Origin of the sequence: Paractinoplanes ferrugineus (assembly GCF_016862195.1) — a bacterium.
Lineage (GTDB): Bacteria > Actinomycetota > Actinomycetes > Mycobacteriales > Micromonosporaceae > Actinoplanes > Actinoplanes ferrugineus.
On the sequence record NZ_BOMM01000052.1, the window covers coordinates 193,630 to 212,441 of the forward strand.

The 18,812-nt window shown below is 68.7% G+C and carries 20 protein-coding genes and 1 pseudogene; 12 read left to right on the top strand and 9 right to left on the bottom strand.

Features of this window, described 5'->3' with window-relative positions; translation table 11 throughout:
* Positions 1-20 precede the first annotated feature (20 nt).
* Positions 21-719, top strand: coding sequence for a 3'-5' exonuclease (locus Afe05nite_RS30300; RefSeq protein ID WP_203820652.1), 699 nt, complete (start codon positions 21-23; stop codon positions 717-719).
* A gap of 13 nt (positions 720-732) precedes the next feature.
* Positions 733-1,365: a mycothiol-dependent nitroreductase Rv2466c family protein gene (locus Afe05nite_RS30305; protein ID WP_203820653.1), complete on the top strand. Its 633-nt coding sequence runs from the start codon at positions 733-735 to the stop codon at positions 1,363-1,365.
* A 137-nt stretch (positions 1,366-1,502) separates the two neighbouring features.
* Here Afe05nite_RS30305 and Afe05nite_RS30310 read toward each other — a convergent pair whose 3' ends face one another.
* Positions 1,503-2,063, bottom strand: coding sequence for an NUDIX hydrolase (locus Afe05nite_RS30310; protein WP_203820654.1), 561 nt, complete (start codon positions 2,061-2,063; stop codon positions 1,503-1,505).
* Between the two features lie 267 nt (positions 2,064-2,330).
* Entirely contained in the window at positions 2,331-2,924 is a 594-nt protein-coding gene (locus tag Afe05nite_RS30315; protein ID WP_203820655.1) for an NUDIX domain-containing protein, read from the bottom strand.
* 449 nt (positions 2,925-3,373) lie between these two features.
* Between Afe05nite_RS30315 and Afe05nite_RS30320 the strand changes: the two genes are divergently transcribed.
* From Afe05nite_RS30320 to Afe05nite_RS30365, 10 genes are all read left to right on the top strand, one after another.
* A complete protein-coding gene (locus tag Afe05nite_RS30320; RefSeq protein ID WP_203820704.1) occupies positions 3,374-5,290 on the top strand; it encodes an ABC transporter ATP-binding protein in 1,917 nt (638 codons plus the stop codon).
* A 226-nt stretch (positions 5,291-5,516) separates the two neighbouring features.
* Positions 5,517-6,767, top strand: coding sequence for a methyltransferase, FxLD system (gene fxlM, locus Afe05nite_RS30325; RefSeq protein ID WP_203820656.1), 1,251 nt, complete (start codon positions 5,517-5,519; stop codon positions 6,765-6,767).
* Positions 6,764-7,159, top strand: a complete 396-nt coding sequence (locus Afe05nite_RS30330) for a MazG-like family protein (protein ID WP_203820657.1) — start codon at positions 6,764-6,766, stop codon at positions 7,157-7,159. The genes fxlM and Afe05nite_RS30330 overlap by 4 nt, the downstream gene beginning before the upstream one ends.
* Positions 7,156-8,457, top strand: coding sequence for an MFS transporter (locus tag Afe05nite_RS30335; protein ID WP_203820658.1), 1,302 nt, complete (start codon positions 7,156-7,158; stop codon positions 8,455-8,457). Before Afe05nite_RS30330 ends, Afe05nite_RS30335 begins: the two co-directional genes overlap by 4 nt.
* A complete protein-coding gene (locus Afe05nite_RS30340; protein ID WP_203820659.1) occupies positions 8,457-9,290 on the top strand; it encodes a phosphotransferase enzyme family protein in 834 nt (277 codons plus the stop codon). The genes Afe05nite_RS30335 and Afe05nite_RS30340 overlap by 1 nt, the downstream gene beginning before the upstream one ends.
* Positions 9,287-9,823, top strand: coding sequence for a P-loop NTPase family protein (locus Afe05nite_RS30345; RefSeq protein WP_203820660.1), 537 nt, complete (start codon positions 9,287-9,289; stop codon positions 9,821-9,823). Before Afe05nite_RS30340 ends, Afe05nite_RS30345 begins: the two co-directional genes overlap by 4 nt.
* Before the next feature lie 139 nt (positions 9,824-9,962).
* Positions 9,963-10,478, top strand: coding sequence for a GNAT family N-acetyltransferase (locus Afe05nite_RS30350; protein WP_203820661.1), 516 nt, complete (start codon positions 9,963-9,965; stop codon positions 10,476-10,478).
* Between the two features lie 64 nt (positions 10,479-10,542).
* Positions 10,543-11,568, top strand: coding sequence for a methyltransferase domain-containing protein (locus Afe05nite_RS30355; protein ID WP_203820662.1), 1,026 nt, complete (start codon positions 10,543-10,545; stop codon positions 11,566-11,568).
* Positions 11,569-11,644: 76 nt separating this feature from the next.
* Positions 11,645-12,112, top strand: a complete 468-nt coding sequence (locus Afe05nite_RS30360) for a hypothetical protein (protein ID WP_203820663.1) — start codon at positions 11,645-11,647, stop codon at positions 12,110-12,112.
* A complete protein-coding gene (locus Afe05nite_RS30365) occupies positions 12,105-12,866 on the top strand; it encodes a carbon-nitrogen hydrolase family protein (protein WP_203820664.1) in 762 nt (253 codons plus the stop codon). The genes Afe05nite_RS30360 and Afe05nite_RS30365 overlap by 8 nt, the downstream gene beginning before the upstream one ends.
* Positions 12,867-12,928: 62 nt before the next feature.
* Here Afe05nite_RS30365 and Afe05nite_RS30370 read toward each other — a convergent pair whose 3' ends face one another.
* From Afe05nite_RS30370 to Afe05nite_RS30400, 7 genes and pseudogenes are all read right to left on the bottom strand, one after another.
* Positions 12,929-13,699, bottom strand: a complete 771-nt coding sequence (locus Afe05nite_RS30370) for a phosphotransferase family protein (protein ID WP_307835658.1) — start codon at positions 13,697-13,699, stop codon at positions 12,929-12,931.
* A 168-nt stretch (positions 13,700-13,867) separates the two neighbouring features.
* Positions 13,868-14,803, bottom strand: a complete 936-nt coding sequence (locus Afe05nite_RS30375; RefSeq protein ID WP_203820666.1) for a phosphotransferase — start codon at positions 14,801-14,803, stop codon at positions 13,868-13,870.
* A gap of 152 nt (positions 14,804-14,955) precedes the next feature.
* A complete protein-coding gene (locus Afe05nite_RS30380) occupies positions 14,956-15,609 on the bottom strand; it encodes a YdcF family protein (protein WP_239118295.1) in 654 nt (217 codons plus the stop codon).
* A gap of 96 nt (positions 15,610-15,705) precedes the next feature.
* Positions 15,706-16,299 carry a nucleotidyltransferase family protein gene (locus Afe05nite_RS30385; RefSeq protein WP_203820668.1) on the bottom strand — a complete coding sequence of 198 codons (594 nt, stop codon included), beginning with the start codon at positions 16,297-16,299 and terminating at the stop codon, positions 15,706-15,708.
* The gene (locus tag Afe05nite_RS30390; protein WP_203820669.1) at positions 16,296-16,838 is read right to left on the bottom strand and encodes a TSCPD domain-containing protein; all 543 of its coding nucleotides are present in this window, start codon (positions 16,836-16,838) and stop codon (positions 16,296-16,298) included. The genes Afe05nite_RS30385 and Afe05nite_RS30390 overlap by 4 nt, the downstream gene beginning before the upstream one ends.
* Positions 16,839-16,995: 157 nt before the next feature.
* Positions 16,996-17,973 (bottom strand): phosphotransferase, encoded by a 978-nt coding sequence (locus Afe05nite_RS30395; RefSeq protein ID WP_203820670.1) that lies wholly within the window; start codon positions 17,971-17,973, stop codon positions 16,996-16,998.
* A pseudogene (locus Afe05nite_RS30400) lies at positions 17,973-18,683 on the bottom strand (NsdA family TPR-like regulatory protein); the annotation flags it as partial. The pseudogene Afe05nite_RS30400 and the gene Afe05nite_RS30395, both read right to left, overlap by 1 nt.
* Between the last annotated feature and the right edge of the window lie 129 nt (positions 18,684-18,812).

The following is an 18,812-nucleotide window of genomic DNA, read 5'->3' on the forward strand; positions in this document are numbered from 1 at the left end:
CCGACAAGGAAGGCGAACGCATGGGAGGCCTGACCGATGACGTCGCCTTCCGAGCGACGACGTTCGTGGTCATCGACTTCGAGGCCACGACGCCTACCGGCTATCCCTCCCAGCCGATCGAAGTCGCCGTGCTCGCGCTGCGCTACGGCGATGGCGGGTGGCAGGAGACCGGCAGACGCACCTCGCTGATCCGGCCCCCCGAGTTCGCGCCGGTGACACCGGCCGTCACCGCCCAGACGGGGCTGACCGCCGAGCATCTGAGGACGGCCCCCACCCCGGCTGAGGCTCTCGGCGCGTTGGACCGGCGCTTCCGAGGTGACGCCTCGTATCTGCTGGTGGCCCAACACGCTGCTACCGAGGCCAACATTATCTACAACCAGCGAGAACACTGCCCCACGCTGGCCCGCATCGACTTGCTGGACACGATTCCGCTGGCCAAGGACTGCGTTCCGGGGCTGGTCAATTATCGGCTCGACACGCTGCTGGCGCATTTCGCGATAGGACATCCGGCGGACCGCCACCGGGCCGCAGCCGACGTCGACGTGACCGCGCAGGTGTTCCTCCAACTCATCGCCCTGGCACAGGACAGCGGCCGGGTCGAATCCCTCGCTGACCTCGTCAAGCTCGCCGGACGTACCGCCAAATGCAACACGCCCATCCAAGACGAGCTGTTCGCCCTACCGACCGAGACCGGCGGAGCGACAACCGAACCGGCTTGAGAGGACGACGCACATGATCGACGCGCAACCGGACCGCGAAGAAGTTCCGTTCTGGTTCGACCCGCTGTGTCCCTGGGCATGGATCACCTCCCGCTGGCTCCTAGAGGTCGAACAGGTCCGACCCGTGCGCGCAGACTGGCGGATCATGTCGCTCGCCTACCTGAACCTCGACCAACGCGAGGGCAAGGGCCTCAGCGAGGACTATCGGGCGCTGATGCAGCGAGCGTGGGGACCGGTCCGGGTCTGCGCTGCCGCCACCGAACACGCCGGCCACGACATCCTCGGACCTCTGTACACCGCCATCGGTACCCGACTGCACAACCAACGGCGCCGCGACGACCCCGCGGTCCTGGGCGAGGCGCTCGCTGAGATCGGCCTGCCCGACTCGCTGGCGACGGCAGCCTCCAGCACCCAGTTCGACCAGGAGATCAAAGACTCCCACCACCGGGCGTTCGACGAGGTGGGGCTCGATGTCGGAACGCCCGTCCTGCGCATCCGCCGCACGGTCCTGTTCGGCCCCGTCATCACACCGGCACCCCGCGGTGAAGCCGCGGGCCGTCTCTGGGACGGCCTGACCCTGGTCGCCGCAACGGACGGCTTCTTCGAACTCAAGCGCACCCGGACCCGCAAGGCGTCCTTCGAGTGATGCATGGATCAGCTATCACTACGGACGGCCTCGACGGTCACGGCTGGCCGTCGAGCCGCCTGAAGGGGGCCGACCCGCACGCTCAGCCACTGCACCTCGAACCTGGGGACCGTGCCGGCCTCAGCCGATGGGCGGGATCAGCCGATCCGCGCCGGCGCATTGGACGCCCGCGCGATACGAGCCCCCACCAGCCGCTGCGCCTCGCCGAGCGGGTACCAGGCTGCGCTGGTCACCTCCGACTCCTGAATGCATCCGACGTCCCCGGTCACCGTTGCGAAGGCATATCCGATGTCCAGGTGGAAGTGTTCCGGCTCATCCTTCAGCGGTCGAGCAGGAACCCACCCGTACTCGATGTAGACGGGCGACTTCGATGTGGCAACCACCGAATCTGCATCGATGCCGGTCTCCTCCACGAGCTCGCGTACCGCGGCGCCGATCAGCGTCGTGTCGGTCGGCTCACAATGACCGCCGGGCTGCAGGATGATGCCGTAGGCGAGGTGGCCGACCAGCAGGACTTCCGTGCCACCACGGGTCAGCAGCGCGCCGACAGTCACGTGCATCGGAAAGGTACGCCGGGAAGCGAAATCGTAGCCCTGCCCGAGGCGTTGGATCGGCTCTGCCAGCAGCGCCTTCTCATCGGGGTACCGCTCGAGATAGGCGGTAACGGCACTGGTGATCTCCGAGTCAGTGATCGACAAGAGACGCCTCCAACCAATCGGCGAGCCCGGTCCGCCGGGCCTGACGTGAGGAACCGGACGAACCTACCGCTCGCGCCCTGCCAGCGACACCCAAAGACGTCGTGTCCGCCCGGGATATGTGACGTCTGGCTGGCCATTTGTCAGTCAACGTCACGTGTGCGCGACGGAGTGTCACCCAGCTGGGTGATCGAAGCGCACGGCCCGGCGACCAAGCCGTGTGTCGTGGTTCGCACGCCGGTGAACACGAGTCGCCACTCCTGCGTCGGCTCACCTTCGAAGGGCGACCGCGGGACCGAGGGTCTGCTGGAGCTTGGTCAGATACCGGCGAACTTGGGCCGGGGCGTAGCAGCTCTCGACCCACCCGTCGACGTCGTCGAGACCGACCCAGCGAATGCGGTGAAACTCGCTCGGATCGCCGGTTATGGGCATGTCCTCGCTGCCTTGCAGCACGTACCAGAGAGTGACATCGACGTGCTCGCCCGGCGGCCGGGTCAGGCTCTCGGTGAGCAACAACGGCTGATCACCGAAGGCAGGGTGGAAGTCGGCGACGACAGCAAGCTCTTCGCGCGTTTCGCGCAGCACTGCGGTCGCAGGAGGTTCGGTATCGACGTGACCGCCGGGGAACACCCAGGCTCCGGCCTTGATGTGGTCCACCTGCAGGACCGTGCGCCGGTTCTCGTCGAGTATCGCGAAGTAGACGGCGAGATGCCGTGGTGGGACCGGCCCGTGATCCCGAAACAGGGGCGCGCCGGAGTCGATCCAGGCCAGGACCGATGTCGCCGCGTCCGCCTCGACGGCATCCAGCGGGTCGATTGTGGCGATCGTCTGGCGAATCTGTGTTCGCAACTCGTCCGAGCTCATGACCGCTCTCCCCGATTCCAGGACGCACCCCTGCGCCTGTGGTGGGCAGGATGGTCGGCGTTGGCACGCGGGAACGTACCGCGCCGACACTGCCGTGTGCCGGACAACGCGCCCGCCACCACGGCGATTCAGCCCACCACCGTGGGTGGCATGACGACACGACCCGGTTCAGGCATCGGCGCCACGGCGGATCGGCCGCCGTCACTTCGACATGCGGCGCAGTCGATCCGGACACGGCCTGAGCTGCAGAACCGCTCATCCCGGCGACCAGGCGTGCGCGTCGCGCCACACGGGGGCCTTCGGCAGCCGGTAATGGTGGGCGACCGCGCCGAACGATCTACCGATAGCCCGAGCTGCCGGCCGGCTACCAAGGAGATGAGTGGGTGAGCACACCAACACGCCAGGGGTCAGTGCAGGGCACGATCCCGTGGCAGCCCGGTGCCGCGGACATGGAGTCGGTGTTGCCGGAGCTGCGCGCGGCCGACTGGGAGGTCGGCATCCGCCGGCGGGCGCAGACCGGGGTGCTCGGGGTCTTCGCCGAGCTACCCGGGCTGATCCGGGAGGCGATGAGGATCAGTTGGCGCGCAGACCGCACCCGCACGCTTGTGGTGATGGTCGTGACCTTGGTGGCCGGGGTCATGTCGACGTTCGGGTTGTTGTCGACGCAGCGCGTCCTGGTGCAGTTGTTCAGCGGCGCCCCGACCGCGGATCGGGTGCGCGCGGCATTGCCCGCGCTGGCCTTGTTGGCCGTGGTGACGATGGTCCGCGGGGCGCTGGGCATCGTGATGGGCTACGCGCAGAACGGGCTGACTCCTCGGGTCGTGCAGACCGCGGAACGCCGGTTGTTCGAGGCGACCTCGCTGGTGGAGTTGGCCGCGTTCGACGCCGACGCGTTCTCCGACGACATGGAACGCGCGAGCCGCGGCCCGGACAGCGCCGCCACGCTGGTGCAGGAGAGCGCGAACGTTTTCGCCGGGGTGGTGAATCTGCTCGCGGTCGCCGTGGCGATCGTCGTGATCAACCCGTTGCTGCTGTTCGCGTTGCTGGTTGCCACGGTGCCCAATGGCTATGCGGCGTTGCGGGCCGGGCATCTGCGGTACGAGGAGTTCGTGGCGGGGTCGGTGCGCCGGCGCCGGCTGTGGGTTCTCGAGCGGCAGATGGCCCAGCGCGACTCGGCGCCGGAGCTGCGCAGCTACGGGCTGCGGGGCTTCCTGCTGGGCCAGTACGACCGGGTGATGCAGGCCCAGACCGACGTGGACCTGAACCTGGCCCGGCGGGTCACGACCACGACCAGCGTCGGTGCGGTGATCAGTGGCCTTGGCCTGGCCGGCGTGTGGGTGCTGCTGGGCCTGTTGCTGGCCGGCGGCCGGATTCCCCTGGCGGCGTCGGTGACGTGTGTCGTCGCGGTCCAGGCCGCGCAGCGGGCCCTGTCGGCGGTGACGTTCCAGCTCGACCGGGTGTTCACCCAGGGCCAGTTCATGAAGGAGTACCTCGGCTTCCTGCAGCGGGCCACGGCCTACCTGCCCCCGACAACTGCTGGAGTGCGGCCGGCGCCGCCGGCGCTGGAGCGGTTGACCGTGCGCGGTGCCTGCTTGCGTTACCCCGACCGCGACGACAATGCCGTCGACCAGGTCAGCCTGACGATCGAGGCCGGGCAGACGGTGGCGTTCGTCGGAGAGAACGGTTCCGGCAAATCAACCCTCGCCGCGATGATCGCCGCGCTGCGCACCCCCAGCGCCGGGGTCATTGAATGGAACGATCGGCCTCTGGCGGACTGGGACGCTGACGCTCTGCGGGCACGGATGGCCGTGGTCCTGCAGGATCACCACCGGTGGCCGTACACGGCAGCGGCCAACATCGCGATGGGTGACCTGTCCGTCAGGCCCGGCCTGGACCGCATCGAGGCGGCGGCGCGGCAGGCCGCCGCCCACGAGACGATCCTGACCCTGCCGCACGGCTACGAAACCCTGCTCGATCGCACCTTCAAAGACGGCCAGGATCTCTCCGGCGGGCAGTGGCAGCGGATCACCGCAGGCCGCGGCTTCTACCGCGACGCGGATCTGCTCATCATGGACGAGCCGTCGTCGGCGCTGGATCCGCGGGCGGAGGACGCCCTGTTCCAGTCCATCCGCAGCCGGCAGGGAACCCGGACGACGATCCTGATCACCCACCGGCTGGCCAACGTCATCCACGCCGACCGGATCTTCGTCCTGCACGACGGGCGCCTCGAAGAGCAGGGCACCCACGCCGAGCTGGTCGCTGCCGGCGGCCGGTACGCGGAGCTGTTCACATTGCAAGCTGCCGGCTACCACAGCAGGACTGATGGCAATGGCTGCGACGTCACGCACGACGGGGCCCAGGGCTGAGCGGGATGCGACCGTCCAGGGCCATCGGCTGCGGTCATTCACCTCGCCACCTCTTCCGACGGACGACCGTCGGTCTCGCCTTCGCCATCCGCCCAACCCGGCGACCGGCAGGGGCGGGCTGGCCGGGGGGACCACTGCTCCGGCGGACCGTGAGAACTCTTCCCGCCACTGACGTGCCGGACTGCTGCGCAACAACCACCGAACAAGATCAACGTGAAGGACGTTCATGAGCAACGTTGCCGAAGAACTCACCCCGGACACTGCGCGGCAGCAGCTGGTCGAGCAGCTGACGGCCAAAGGCCGTCTCAGCCGCCCGGAGGTGGCTGCTGCTTTCCTGGCGGTGCCGCGACACGAGTTCGCACCGGCCGCCACGAACGTGCAGGCCGCGTACGCCGATGACGTGGTCGTTACCAAGAAGAACGCCGCGGGAGAGACCTCCAGTTCGATCTCGGCGCCGTGGTTGCAGGCGTACATGCTGGAGACCGCCCAGCTGCGGCCGGGATCGCGGGTGCTGGAAATCGGCTCCGGGGGTTATAACGCGGCGCTGATCGCTGAGCTGGTCGGCCCGACCGGTGCGGTGACCAGCATCGACATCGACGCCGACGTCGTGACCAACGCGCGGGTGGCGTTGCTCCGAACCGGCTACTCTCAGGTCGAGGTGGCCCTGGCCGACGCTGAAGGCGGTTATCCGGACAACGGCCCGTTCGACGCGATCATCGTCACCGTGGAGACCGCCGATATCCCGCCGGCCTGGACTCAGCAGCTCGCCCCGGGCGGGTTGCTGGTGGCGCCGGTGCGGATGCGCGGCAACACCCGCTGCCTCACCTTGCAGAACCGCGGTGATCACCTCGCCGCGATCGCCGCTATCCAATGCGGATTCGTCCCGATGCAGGGAGAAGGCAAGACCTCCGTCCGCCGGCTACCGCTGCGCGGCAAGGACATCGTCCTGACCGTGGACGACACGACGACTCAGGCCGACGGTGAAGCGCTCGCCGCCGCGCTGGAGTTGCCGCGCAGGGAGGTCTGGCCGCCGGTCACCGCCACCATGGACGACGGCGGGGCCTTCGAGTCGATCCATCTGTGGCTGGCTTGTCAACCGCGCTTCTACGGTGTCCTCACCGTTGACCGCGACCGTGTTGCGGACCTGCTCGACCCGGACAACAGGTTCACCTGCCCCTGCCTGCTGACCGCCACGAGCTTCGCCCATCTCACCCTGCGCCAACCCGACCGCGGCACCTACCAGTTCGGCGCCCACGGTTTCGGACCCGACGCTGCTGACCTAACAGCGCAGCTCGCGGAGCTCATCGTCGTCTGGGATCAGCAGCACCGACACGGCCCAGGACCGAGCATCACCGTGCATCCCGCCGGCGCACCCCTGCCCACCACTGATGGCCTGCGGCTGCTCGTGCATCGACGGCACACCACCATCGCCATCACCTGGCCTGGCCTGGCCGGAAATGTCGAGGACATGGCATGAACGGCTCACCTCATGATCCGCATCAGCCCGCCCGGCCCGCCGACAGCGGTGGTGGCGAGGCAACGATCTGGGACACGATCGACCGCGCCCGCAGCTGGCTTGACGACACCAATGGCACCGACCGCGCAGAGCTGACGATGCGCATCCTCAAAATCGCCGAGGAGTACGGCGAGGTGTCTACGGCCTGGGCCGGCGTCAGCGGCCAGAACCCGCGCAAAGGCGTCACGTCCACAGTGGAAGACGTCGCGGCCGAGCTCGGCGACGTCGCGTTCACCGCGATGGTCGCCGCGGCCAGCCTCGGCTTCGATCCCCGCACCGTGTTGGCCGCGGTAGCAGCCAAGGTCAACAGTCGCTTCACCTGTGCGGATGCCGATACCTCGGAGCGGCGGTGACGGGCCGGACCCGGCCACCGCCGGCGCCTCTCGCGCCGGGCACCGGCCAGAACCGCGTCTCGGAACCCGGTGGCGACGTACGCCGGTTCTGGTCGGCGTATGCGGTCAGCGCGCTGGGCAGCGGTATCGGCGCGGGCGCCCTGCCGCTGGTGGCGATCTTTCTCCTGGACGCCTCGGACTGGCAGGTGTCGCTGCTGGCCGTGCTGGGTGGCCTCGCCGGCGTGGCCATGGCCGTGCCGCTGGGGCCGTGGATCGAGTTCCACTACAAACGACCCACCTTGATCGCCGCCGACCTGATCCGGTTCGCCGCACTGTCCAGCATCCCGGCCGCCGCCTGGCTGGACGTCCTCAGCTACGGGCAGCTGTGCACGGTCGCGGTGGTGCAGACCGCAGCAATGATCATGTCCAACGCCGCCAGCCAGCCCTACCTCAAAGCCCTCGTTCCCGCCTGCGAGCGGGCCCGGGTGAACAGCCGGCTGGAAACGACCACCTGGACCACGGGCGCCCTCGGCCCGCCGGTCGGCGGGCTGCTCGTGTCGGTGACCAGCCCGGTGGCCTCAATCGGGATCGACGCCATCAGTTACCTGCTCGCCGCGTTCGGGTGGCGGCGCATCCGCCGGCCTGAACCACCGCCACCGACGTCCGGAGGGCGCAAGAGATGGCTGGTCGACACCGTCGCGGGCTGGCAGTACATCCTCGCTCACCGGACGCTGAGGCAGCTGTTTTTTAACGCGTTGCTGTTTGGCGGGTGCATCATGGCCTCGACCCCGCTGATCGCCGTGTACCTGCTGCGCGACCTGCACTTCAACGCCCTACAGTATGGGATCGCGCTCGGTGTGCCGTGCGCCGCCGGGGTGGCCGGCTCGCTGCTGGCGCCGGCGATCATCCGCCGCGTCGGCCTCGGCCGCACGTTGCTCTATGGTGGGGCGGCCCGCTGCCTGTGGATGGGCCCGATCCTGCTCGCGCCACCCACCACTGCCGGACTCGTGCTGATCATCGCCAGCGACAGCGCCTTGCTGCTGTGTGCCGGGATCTTTAACCCGGCGTTTGCCACCTGTCGAATGGCCATCACCCCTGATACGCACCTGTCGCGTGTCGTCGGAGCCTGGGCCATGACGAGCAAAGTCGTCCAGCCGGTGTGTATCGCCGCTGCCGGCGTACTCGCCGCCGCTGCCGGGATCCGCACCGCCATCGCCGTGCTCGCCGTGGTGTTGCTGGGCAGCGCCGCTCTGCTGCCTTGGACGGCGCTGCACCACCCCGCCGAGCCGAACGTTCCTGATGCGATGGGAAGCCTCTGATGACCGATGAGATGCTGACCGGCGGCCGGTTCGCCGCCCCGATCCGCGACGGCGACACCGTCACCCGGCGCACAGGGCCTGGCGCCGCCAACATCCACGCCCTGCTCGAGCACCTCGCCAGGCAGAGTTTCGACCTTGCCCCGCGCCCGCTCGGGCTCACCCCTGACCGGGCCCGGGAAGTCCTCACCTACCTGCCCGGGGTCAGCGCCCACCCACCGCTACCCGACGCGGTGCGCTCCGAGAAGGCGCTGCGCTCTGCCGCCCGTACCGTCCGCGCACTGCACGACGCCACGGCCGGCTTCATCGCACCGCAGCCAGGAGTCTGGGGCCGTCAGGAGGTGACCGTGCCGGCCGAGATCGACTGCATCGGCCATGGCGACCTCGCCCCGTGGAATCTGCTGTTCGACGGCGACCAGGTCACCGGGATCATCGACTTCGACTTCGCCGGCCCGTCCAACCGCGTCTACGACCTGGCCTACCTCGCCCACCAACTGGTGCCGTTGCACCCCACCGAGGACCTTGCCGGCTTCGGCTGGGACACCGAACCCGACCGCGGCCGCCGACTGAGGACCCTTGCCACCGCCTACGACCCCGGCCTGCGCCCGGCCCTGCTGGTCGACTACGCCGCGATCCGGCTCCTGTCCATGGCCGCACACATCGACCAGCAGGTCCACGCCGGCAACGCCGACTATGCCGAACACGGCGAGTACCACTTCGCCGCCGGCTACCGACGCGCCGCCGCGTTCATCAGCACCCACCGCGGAGCCCTGCTCACCCCGCGCACCGCAGCCACCCACGACGGCTCCCGGCCGACGACGCAGGACTATCAATGACCGAGAAACCCCGCACCGGGCAGCGCGTCTTGATCATCGGGTGTAGCGGCTCCGGAAAAACCGTTCTCGCCCATCAGATCGCCCAGCGCGTCGACGCACCGATCACGCACCTCGACGCCATCTACTACGACAGCGCGTGGCAGCCGATCGCCGCCGACGAGTTCGCCCGCCGCCAGCGTGACCTCACCGCGGGCGAGCGGTGGATCATCGAGGGCAACTACGCCTCCACGCTCGCGGTTCGGCTGGCCCGCGCCGATGCCGTCATCTTCCTCGACCTGCCCGCCTGGACGTGCCTGTGGGGCATCGCCCAGCGGCGGTGGCGCTACCGCGGTGGGCAGCACGATGACGGCGTCTACGACCGCCTGAACTGGTCGGTCATCACCTACGTCCTGGGCTACCGGCGCAGGATGCGCCCGCGCGTGCTGCGCCTCGTCGCCGCGTACGAGGAGCAGGTGAGCTTTGTCCGGCTGACGAGCCGGCGACACGTCCAGCGGTTCCTGGGCAGCCTGAGCGATGCGGGGTCTGCCTCATGACCGCGCCGCGCATGGCCCGGCGCCAGGCGCCCTGGACGGTTTTCCGGCATCACCGGCGACCACACGGACCTGCCGTCAGCGGGCTCCAGCCCGGTTTGGCGAAGTCGCCGCTCACGTTCGGAGAAGGGACGAGCCGGTCATGGAATGGCTGCCCACGGCACTGACTGGCGAGCGCGTGGTGGTGAGAACCCCGGCGGCCGGCGACGAGCCCGCGCTCGTGGAGATGGCAACCGACGCACAGGTCCGTCGCTACATCGGCGGCCCCGTGGACCCTGCCACCGCTCAAGCCAGAGCCGCACAGAAGATCAGCGACTCGCAATGGGGTCAGTTCGTCATCGTCGACCGTGCCGCCGGCGTGGTGGCCGGCAGCGGAAGCATGGCCCGCAAACGAGGCCCCTGGGAAATCTCCTACCAGCTACGACCCCAATGGTGGCGGCAAGGGCTGACCAGCGAAGCGGTATCGCTGATCCTCGGATGGTTCTTCACCCACACCGACGAGGACCTGGTGATCGCCACGACCCAGCACGCCAACACCGGGTCACGGTGCTTACTGGAACGCCTCGGCGCGGCACACGTCGGCAGCTTCGAGCAGTACGGACTGGCGCAGGAACGCTACGAGTTCTACCGCCCGTCTCCGCAGACCCCGTCCACCTGACCGTCGGCAGGTGACCCCCTGTACCTGAGCATGCCGCTCGCGTTCGCCGAGCAGAAGGAGCCCCATGACCCACAGCGACAAACTGTTCAGCACCGTCCCTGTCGACTACTACACCCATCATCGCGAGCGTGGTGAGACCGTGCACCGCTCCGAACCGGAATGGATCCACCGGGAGTTGACCTCCCTTGACGTCCCAGCCGGTGCGCGGGTGCTGGAGATCGGCACAGGGTCGGGATACTCCAGCGCCTTGCTGGCCGAACTCGTCGGCCCCCACGGGTCGGTGGTCAGCGTCGACGTCGACCCGCACCTCGTAGGCTGGGCGAACCTGCTGCACTATGAGCGTGGCCTGACCACGGTCCGCTGCCACCAGGCGGACGGCATGACGGGCTACCCACCGCAGGCCCCGTACGACCGCATCGCAGCGTGGTGCGCGGCGCCGCGGCTACCCAGGGCGTGGGCCGAGCAGCTGAGGCCCGGCGGGCGGATCGTCGCGTGCCTGCCGATCGCGGCGCTGCCGTCCACCACCGTCATCGTCACCATCGTCCTCGCCGACGGGCAACCTTACGTTCAGGGCATCACGTTCGGCGGGTACGCGCAGAGCACTACCGGGGCGGTCGCTGACGTGCACAGCGTCCCACCGCGCTGGGTGGACTGGTGCATCCCGCACCCGGTTCCGTCGTGGATCGCGATCGCCTGGCGCGCCGACGACGATCGGCTGCACACCGGCGCTCGCACCGCCTTGGACCGGCTCCTGAACCCCGGCCACACCGAAATTTACGAGCCGACCCCTATGGACTGGCGGTCTTGGAACGCCTACACCGCCGTCCTCGACGATCCGCACCTCAGCGTCGCCGCCCTGCGCGGCGAAATCCGAGGCATCGGGCACACCACACCCACCTCGGCCGCCCTCATCGATCCCGACGGCGCCATCCTCGCCGACGGCCCGGATTCACCTTCGTTGCAGGCGCTGCGGGCCTGGCTGCAGCGATGGGAGCACGCAGGCCGCCCAGCCGCCGACGCCTTCACGCCCGTCCTCGTGCCCTACGAGGGCGCCGACCTTCCCGGCTGGGACCTACGGATGTCCCTGTGACCCGGCTCCCGGCAGATGTGCCATCGCCGGTCCGCTGGAGGACGCGTTGACTACAGATCCTGCGGCCAGGGTGTTGATGGCGTTGGAACCCGCCTACTACGAGCTGATCTGGGCGCGCGCCAAGCGCCATGAGTTCCGGCGCCGTTTCCTCACCGGTACATCGGTGAGTTGGCTGGTGTTCCTCACCGCGCCGGCCTCGGCGTTGGCTGCGGTCATCGACCTGCAGCCCGCGATTGTGGACGAGCCCTGCCGGATCGCCGCGCTCGCCGAACAGGCCCGGCCGGGCAACGGTGCGTCGGTCTACGCCTATCTTCGTGACGTGCCCCGCGGCTACGCCATGCCGATCACCCGCGTCCGGGAATATCCGGCTCATCCGCTGCACGTTTTGCGGGAGCAGATCCCGGACTTCCCGCAACCGCGCGGGCACACCGTCATCGAAGATCACTCGTCCCTGGGCGCGGTCTACGACACCTTCACCGCCAACCCGCCACTGCGGGAAATGACCATCCAGCACATGAGCGACGGGAGCATCATCGATGGCTGACGACACCGACCGGAACCCGACCGGCGGACTACGGGTCGGCGCCTGTCAAACCCCGGAGATCCTCGCCGACCCGGACGCGGCCCTGGCGTGCATCGAGGACTTCGCCCGGCAGGGCGCCGACCACGACGTTGATCTGCTGCTATTCCCGGAATGCTTCCTGCAGGGCTACCTGGTCGACCCGGATCACGTCAGCCGGCATGCTCTGGACCTTGGTTCGCCGGAGTTCGCCGCTGTGCTGCGGCGACTCGAGCCCATCACGCCCACTGTTGTCGTCGGGGTCATCGAAACCGAGCGGGGCAGGTATTTCAACACCGCCGCCGTCATCACCGGTGGCCGGCTGGTCGGCCGCTACCGCAAAACCCGGCTGATGCGCGGCGAAACTGTGTTCGAGCCAGGCGCCGCCTTTCCGACCTTTCTGCTGCGTGGTGTCAGGTACGGCATCAACATCTGCTCCGACACCCAGTTCCCCGAACCGGCCGCTCAGGTCGCCGCGCAGGGAGCCCATCTGTTGCTGGTCGCGGCGCAGAACATGCTGCGCCGCCCGGTCGCGGAACAGTGCAAGGACCTGCACCACAGTATGCGAGCCGACCGGGCCCGCGAGACGGGCATGTGGCTGGTGTCAGCGGATGTCACCGGTATGCGGGGCGACGCGCGGATCGCCTACGGCCCGACCAGCGTCATCTCCCCCCAAGGCGACATCGTGACGCAGGTACCGCTGATGACAACCGGCATGGTCGTCGCCGACATCGGCTGACGGCCACCCCGGCCCTGCGCCAGCCTCAGTAAGCAGAAGGCGACGGGGGTCAGCCATCTGGCCTACTTTCCGCCAGCCGAAGATGAGACGGATTCTCCGCTCCGGTACGCCGACCACCGGCCGGTCCAGGCGGCGAGGTCATGCATCCACGGTGCGGTGCTCTGCCGCGCCTTCAGTGACCATTTCGCGGCGTTGGACGACGCGAAATCGTCGAGGATCCCCGGCGCGGTCGCGTCCCATGCCGGATGGCGTGCCAGCCAGCCTTCGGCCTGTTCCGGGGGGTGGCCGCTGCCGATCAGCCAGGGGACGAGCAGGGCCAGCTCGACCCATGGGGCGGCCTTGGCCGCCATCGCCCAGTCCACGACCCGGACACCGGTTGGGGTCACGATCAGGTTGGCGGGGTTCAGGTCGGTGTGCACGAGGGTGTCGCCCTGCATCGCGGGATGATCGAACCCGAGCCGGGCCGCCGGGCTGAACAACGGCAGGTCGCCCGGCACGCGGGTCTCGATAAGGTCTTTCAACACCTTGTCGAGGAGGTCGAGGTCGGGGCTGTCCGGGGACAGGTCCGCGCGGGCGCCGTCGACGTGCTCGAAGCTCACCACCAGCCAGCCGTCTGCCTCGAAGTCCCACTCGACCGCAGGGGCGTAGGGCTTGTCGATGGACCGACTGACCAGCAGTTCATAACGCAGGGACCGAACGCCCAACTCGGAGACCGCCGCCTTGATAAATACGCTTTCACCGCCGCCGGTGACAGTCGCTGCGATCTCCGCGTGATCACCGTCCGAGGCCGGGATCACGCGGGTCCCGCCGACTCTCTCGCTGATCACTTTCACGATGTTTGCTGGTAAAGCGGCCCAGTCTCTGCGCATAGGTCAGTATTTCGTGACCATGCTCCGGTGGGCGGCACGACGCCCCCGCACCGTCTCAATGCTCGGGTCGAGAAAACGACGAAACCGGTATGCAGCGCGTACCGGCGGTGTCCTGGCCGAGGTTGACGCCGTTCAGCCGTCCAAGCGCCGGCGGACCCAACGCAGCAGGGCGTCAGCTTTGCCGCGTTGGAAAGCGCGCAGCTGTCCCATCCCGACCGGTGGGACGAGCCGGGCGGCGTCGAGCGCGTAGCTCGCCTGAGCGACCAGGACAGCCGTGACGTTCTGCGGTTCGGCCTGCGAGGTCACACTGCGGCTCAGGAGCGTCTCGACGTCGTGCCCGCCGTACATGTACACCGTGCCCAGCAGCATCACGGTGTCCAGCCACGCCGCCCCTCGACAGGCCCACGGCCAGTCGACGAGGGTCACCTTGCCGGCGGCGTCGATAAGCAGGTTGTCTGCGCGGACGTCGTAATGCACCAGCGTGTCGCCCTGCACGGCGCCGAGCGCGTCGGCGGCGAGGCGGCGCAGCACCGGCAGGTGCTGTGCTGCCCACGGGTCAAGATCGTCAGGAGGATACGCGGCGATGCGGTCCCAGCCGGCGAAGGGCTCCGCCAGCACCTCGCCGGCCGGCGGGACGGCAGTGATCGGGCAGGGTGTCACCAGCTCGGCGAGCCGAGTGAGCATGTCGAGGGCGGCGTGCAGGTCCGGCTCATGCCAGGGCAAGGCCGGGTTGTGTCCCTCGATGTCCTGCAAGGCGAGGGCAACCCAGTTGCCGTCGTCGTACACGCCGAGAAGCCGGGGAGCGGGGACCCCGCAGGGTAACGCCGCCGTGATCCGGGCCTCGCGCCGGTGGAGATCGGCGGCACCCGCGTTCATCGCCGTACTGATCGCTTTGACGAACGCGGTGCTCCCAGACCGGGTACGTACCCGGTCGGCGGTGCCGTTGGAGAACCCGCCCGCTTGCGACTGCGCCGACAGAACTGGGGACCCGAGCACCGTTTCCACCCCTGCCCGCACGTCGGCAGGAAGCTGACCCCAGCGCATACGTGCCGACTTGTCGACATCCATGCCGCGATCCTGGCCGACCAGGGAGGCAGCCGTCGACGCGTTTGCCCCGTATGGAGTAACCGCACGACTGGAATCGATGGCGGCGCATCCCCGAGGTCTGCGTGGACCCTGAACGGGACCGGCGGCCCGCCGACTCACCCGGCACAGCGCCGTTACACGGGCTCAGGCAGCAGTCGGCTGGTGAAGCCGGCAGCGCGCAGCTGCTCGTACGCGTCGTGGACGTCCGCAGGGACCGGCTGGGAGATCGCGTAGCCGCGGGCGGGGTACTCGATGATGCGTTGCAGGTCACCGACGAGGATGTCGATGACGAGCCGATCGTCGCCGGCCAGGGCGAGGTAGTCGTCGAACTCGATCGTCTGTGAGGCGCAGACAGGGTCGACGGCCGGCCACAGCTTGCGGCAGGTCGCGAATGCCCGCCGCTGGTCGAAGGGCCGGCAGATCAGCATCACGCTGCGCGGATGGACTCCGGCGGCGGCAAGAACGTCACGCGACAAGGTGATGTTCTCCCCGGTGTTGGTCGCATCCGGCTCGAGCAGCGTGGCGGATAGGGGAACGCCCGCGGCAACGGCCAGGTGCCGCAACCGCACGGCTTCTCCGTCCGGGAAGTCTTCAGGCCGCACAGGGTTACCCGCGCCGCTGAAGACGACCAGCGGAAACCAGCCGGCCTGGTACAGGTCGGCGGCGCAGGTCGCGATGGCGAGGTCGTGGCTACCGCACACGATCGCGGCGTCGCAGGCGCGCAACGGCTGCTCGAGCCGGTGGTAGCGCCATAGCCGGTGCGCCGCGGACCAGTTGGCGTCGCTCACGGGTGTGAGAGGCGGCATGCCTTTACCTCCTCGGTGTGATCGAAGGGGCGGCCAGCCGGGTGACAGCCACGCCGCAGAGCATGGTGGCGAGCCGGTTCAGGTTGGCGGGATGACGTTGACGCCGGGCCACCGTTGCTGTGGCTGGTGGCGGGCCAGCCGTGCCCGGGATTCAGCGAGGCTGACGCGAGCAGGGTTGCGGCGCCAGATCCCGGCGAGCAGGTCGTCGAGACCATGCGGCGCACACACCTCGATCGAGTCGGCGTGGTCGAGGCGTGCGGCGACAGCGGTGGCCGTTTCGGGCCAGGTCGCGACGGCGTCGGTGATCGAGGTGAGCTCAGCGACCGGGTCACCGCCGAAGCGGTGGTGGAACCAGGTGTGGATGCCCGCCTGGTTGCGGGCCTCCCACGGCTGCTGCGGCCACATCGCGGCGAGCAGGGCGGTGGCCGCGTCGTTGCGTTCCCAGTCCAGGCGTGCGGGGTCGTAGAAGGCGACGTCGATGTCGTGGACCGTGGCGGGGTCGAAGCCGTGCCCGTAAAGGGTGCCCCAGACAAGATCTCGGATGGTGCCGGCGCCGACCCAGGCATCTGGCAGCTTGCTGTCGCGCACCGTAGTGAGGACCCGCATCATCCACGGCGACGCCTGCAACAGCGCGATGAACTGTGCTTTGGGCTGGGGGATGGGGGATGTCATCGGCGGGCGATCCGCCCGTCATGGACCATGGTCGCCGTGGTGCTGGCGACGGCGGGTGGGTGGTCGAGGAGCAGGCGGCAGGCAACGTAGTCGGCCAGCGATGTGGTGTCAGGGACGTCGGGATCGTCGGTGCGACCATTCGGGACGAACCGAGTGTGCCGCCATACGTCGGTGATGTCTGTCAGCGGGGCGCCGTGCTGCAATGCCAGAGATGCCGCGGTGGCGAGGGCCTCAGTGAGACCGGCGAGGGTGGAGCCGTGCTTGCCGACCCGCAGAACGAAGGTGGCTGTGTCCGTGTCGCCGCTCAAGACCGCGGTGGTCAGGATGCCGGCGAGGTCGTCGATCCGGAAGGCGGTCGTGCAACCGGCCTTGCGCCTTACCTGTTGATCGGTTGAATCGGGGCTGGCGCGGCGAGTGAAGGTAACATCGGTCACGGCTACGCACATCACAATCTGTTGTGGTGTAAGAGGTTTGTCGGCACCATATGCAGTGTTGTCGGTAGCGTAGCGGGCGTCTTTCTGGACCGCGTCGGCGGACACGCCGCGAGCGGTGAAACGGTTGTTGGGACGTGACTCGCCAAGCTCGGTGTCATGCTGCCCGGGGTGGTTTAAGGCAGGAACTCGCGGATCGTTCCCACCCGGTAGATTCGTCACCGCCCCTGAGGCAGGTGCTCCGGTCGAATTGACCCACCTCTGATTAGTGGTAGCGGGTCCAGATGACTGCCGGGTCGTCCGCGAATAGTGAACGGAGCCGGAGAGCGAGTTCGTTGGCGACGGCGGGGCGTCCGGTGAACGAGTCGATGACGCTGGTGACCAGTTGGAGTTCTCGCAGTCGAACCAGCAGTGGCCAGCCGCTCCAGCTGAGGATGTCGAAGCCGTAGTCGTCGGCGAATGCGTCATAGGCGGTGCGGGGCCGGCCGAAGCGGGTGGTGCCGTGAGCGGTCGGGACGAGGTCCCATTCGCGGGGGCCTTCGCTGAGCCCGTCCAGGTCGCAAAGCAGGGCGCTCGGATCGGCTGCAGGGCGGTGGGGGACGCGTCGTAGCAGCAGGTTGCCGGTATGGGCGTCACCGTGCACGGGGCCGGCTGGCAAGTGCCAGCGGATCGCGGGCAGCTGTCGCTGGATGTCGTCGCACCAGTCGCGGAGCACTTCGAGTAGGTGGCCGGCGGGTATGCCCAGCTCGGCGTTGGACCACTTATTCAGCTCGGCTGCGGCGGCGGGCTGCAGGCTCGCCGCGTTGGCGATGCGGCGGCGGATCTTGGTGATGGTGTCCCAGGTGGATAGCGCAGTGTCGAATCGGTCAACGGCGTGGAGGGCGCGCAGCGGTACGGCGAGGTCGACAGGCCAAGGGTCTTCGTTGGCGGTAGGAACGTACTGCCAAAAGGTGGCGACCCAGTCGCCGGCGTGGACTGGTGTCGGCGCGACCTCGGCTGCTAGGCGGATGGTGGGGATGTTGCGGCGGGCGAGTTCCGCGGCAAGGACGGTGGTGCGCTGGGCGAGGGTGCGGGCGTGGTCGCCGCGGGCCAGGCGCACTACGTAGTCGTCGACGCGGAAAACGGCGTTCATCGTGTACTTGATCAGGGTCGCGCTATCGGTCGGAATACCGGCGTGCTGGCAGACGACCCTGAGCCGGTCACGTAGTTCCGCTTCGACCGTGGTGGACAGGCCGGTTGCCATCAGACGGTCTTGGTCTGGAACCGGTGGCCGAACGTGGCGAACTCGGGTTCGGCGGTGTGTGGTCGTGTCAGCTGCCACAGCGCGTCGAGGCGGTCACGTACGTGTGCCGACGCCATTCCATCCTCCGCGAGGTCGACGGCCGCGACGGCGTTGCGGCCAAAAGCGGCGTGGTCGCCGGTAAGACTACTCGCGGTGGCCAGGGAGATGCGGTCGAAGATCCGCAATCGTTGATCTTGTGGTTGACGCAGGGTGACGGTGTGGTGGGCGTGGTCGAGGGCGGTGTCGGCGTGGCGGTGTTGGCCGGGGTGGTGGGCGAGTTCGGCGTAGAAGACTGCGGAGATGCCGTGGGTATCGGCGGGTGCGAGCGCGAATTGGGTCCAGGTGGGGGCGGTGCCCGGGTCGGCGTGGCGCAGCTCATCGCGGGCCCGGGTGTGGCTGTTGACGACGTGCCGGTCGTGGCCGAGCAGAGCGTGTGCCCAGGCGGTGTTGGCGTGCAGGATCGCCACGCTGGCGTGGCAGCTGGACTGCTGGGCGACGAGTTGCCCGAGGCCGAACAGGTGCATGGCTTCTTCGGTGCGGTGTCCGGCGATGACCCGCCCAAGCCGGTAGTAGCCGTTGGCCAGCAGCGGTAGCGCGACGGCGCGGCGGGCAAGCACGAGGCTTTGGGTCAGGTGACGGCGGGCGGTGCCGTGATCGTCAAGGTCGTGGGCGAGCCAGCCGAGCGGCGGCCAGTGGCCCCGGGCAGGCTAGCGACCACCTCCGGGGCTCGGGAGCCCGGCTGGCCCGGTGATCGGGTGGCGGGTGTGCGCTGTGCATGGCCTGCGGTCCGCATTGGTCGG

Bases quoted from the DNA above. Each gene is read 5' to 3' on its own strand.
- Afe05nite_RS30345 (WP_203820660.1), top strand. From the start codon at position 9,287: ATGACCGAGAAACCCCGCACCGGGCAGCGCGTCTTGATCATCGGGTGT.
- Afe05nite_RS30315 (WP_203820655.1), bottom strand. From the start codon at position 2,924: ATGAGCTCGGACGAGTTGCGAACACAGATTCGCCAGACGATCGCCACA.
- Afe05nite_RS30385 (WP_203820668.1), bottom strand. From the start codon at position 16,299: ATGACATCCCCCATCCCCCAGCCCAAAGCACAGTTCATCGCGCTGTTG.
- Afe05nite_RS30355 (WP_203820662.1), top strand. From the start codon at position 10,543: ATGACCCACAGCGACAAACTGTTCAGCACCGTCCCTGTCGACTACTAC.
- Afe05nite_RS30350 (WP_203820661.1), top strand. From the start codon at position 9,963: ATGGAATGGCTGCCCACGGCACTGACTGGCGAGCGCGTGGTGGTGAGA.
- Afe05nite_RS30305 (WP_203820653.1), top strand. From the start codon at position 733: ATGATCGACGCGCAACCGGACCGCGAAGAAGTTCCGTTCTGGTTCGAC.
- Afe05nite_RS30375 (WP_203820666.1), bottom strand. From the start codon at position 14,803: ATGGATGTCGACAAGTCGGCACGTATGCGCTGGGGTCAGCTTCCTGCC.
- Afe05nite_RS30360 (WP_203820663.1), top strand. From the start codon at position 11,645: ATGGCGTTGGAACCCGCCTACTACGAGCTGATCTGGGCGCGCGCCAAG.
- fxlM (WP_203820656.1), top strand. From the start codon at position 5,517: ATGAGCAACGTTGCCGAAGAACTCACCCCGGACACTGCGCGGCAGCAG.
- Afe05nite_RS30330 (WP_203820657.1), top strand. From the start codon at position 6,764: ATGAACGGCTCACCTCATGATCCGCATCAGCCCGCCCGGCCCGCCGAC.
- Afe05nite_RS30300 (WP_203820652.1), top strand. From the start codon at position 21: ATGGGAGGCCTGACCGATGACGTCGCCTTCCGAGCGACGACGTTCGTG.
- Afe05nite_RS30365 (WP_203820664.1), top strand. From the start codon at position 12,105: ATGGCTGACGACACCGACCGGAACCCGACCGGCGGACTACGGGTCGGC.
- Afe05nite_RS30320 (WP_203820704.1), top strand. From the start codon at position 3,374: ATGGAGTCGGTGTTGCCGGAGCTGCGCGCGGCCGACTGGGAGGTCGGC.
- Afe05nite_RS30395 (WP_203820670.1), bottom strand. From the start codon at position 17,973: ATGGCAACCGGCCTGTCCACCACGGTCGAAGCGGAACTACGTGACCGG.
- Afe05nite_RS30340 (WP_203820659.1), top strand. From the start codon at position 8,457: ATGACCGATGAGATGCTGACCGGCGGCCGGTTCGCCGCCCCGATCCGC.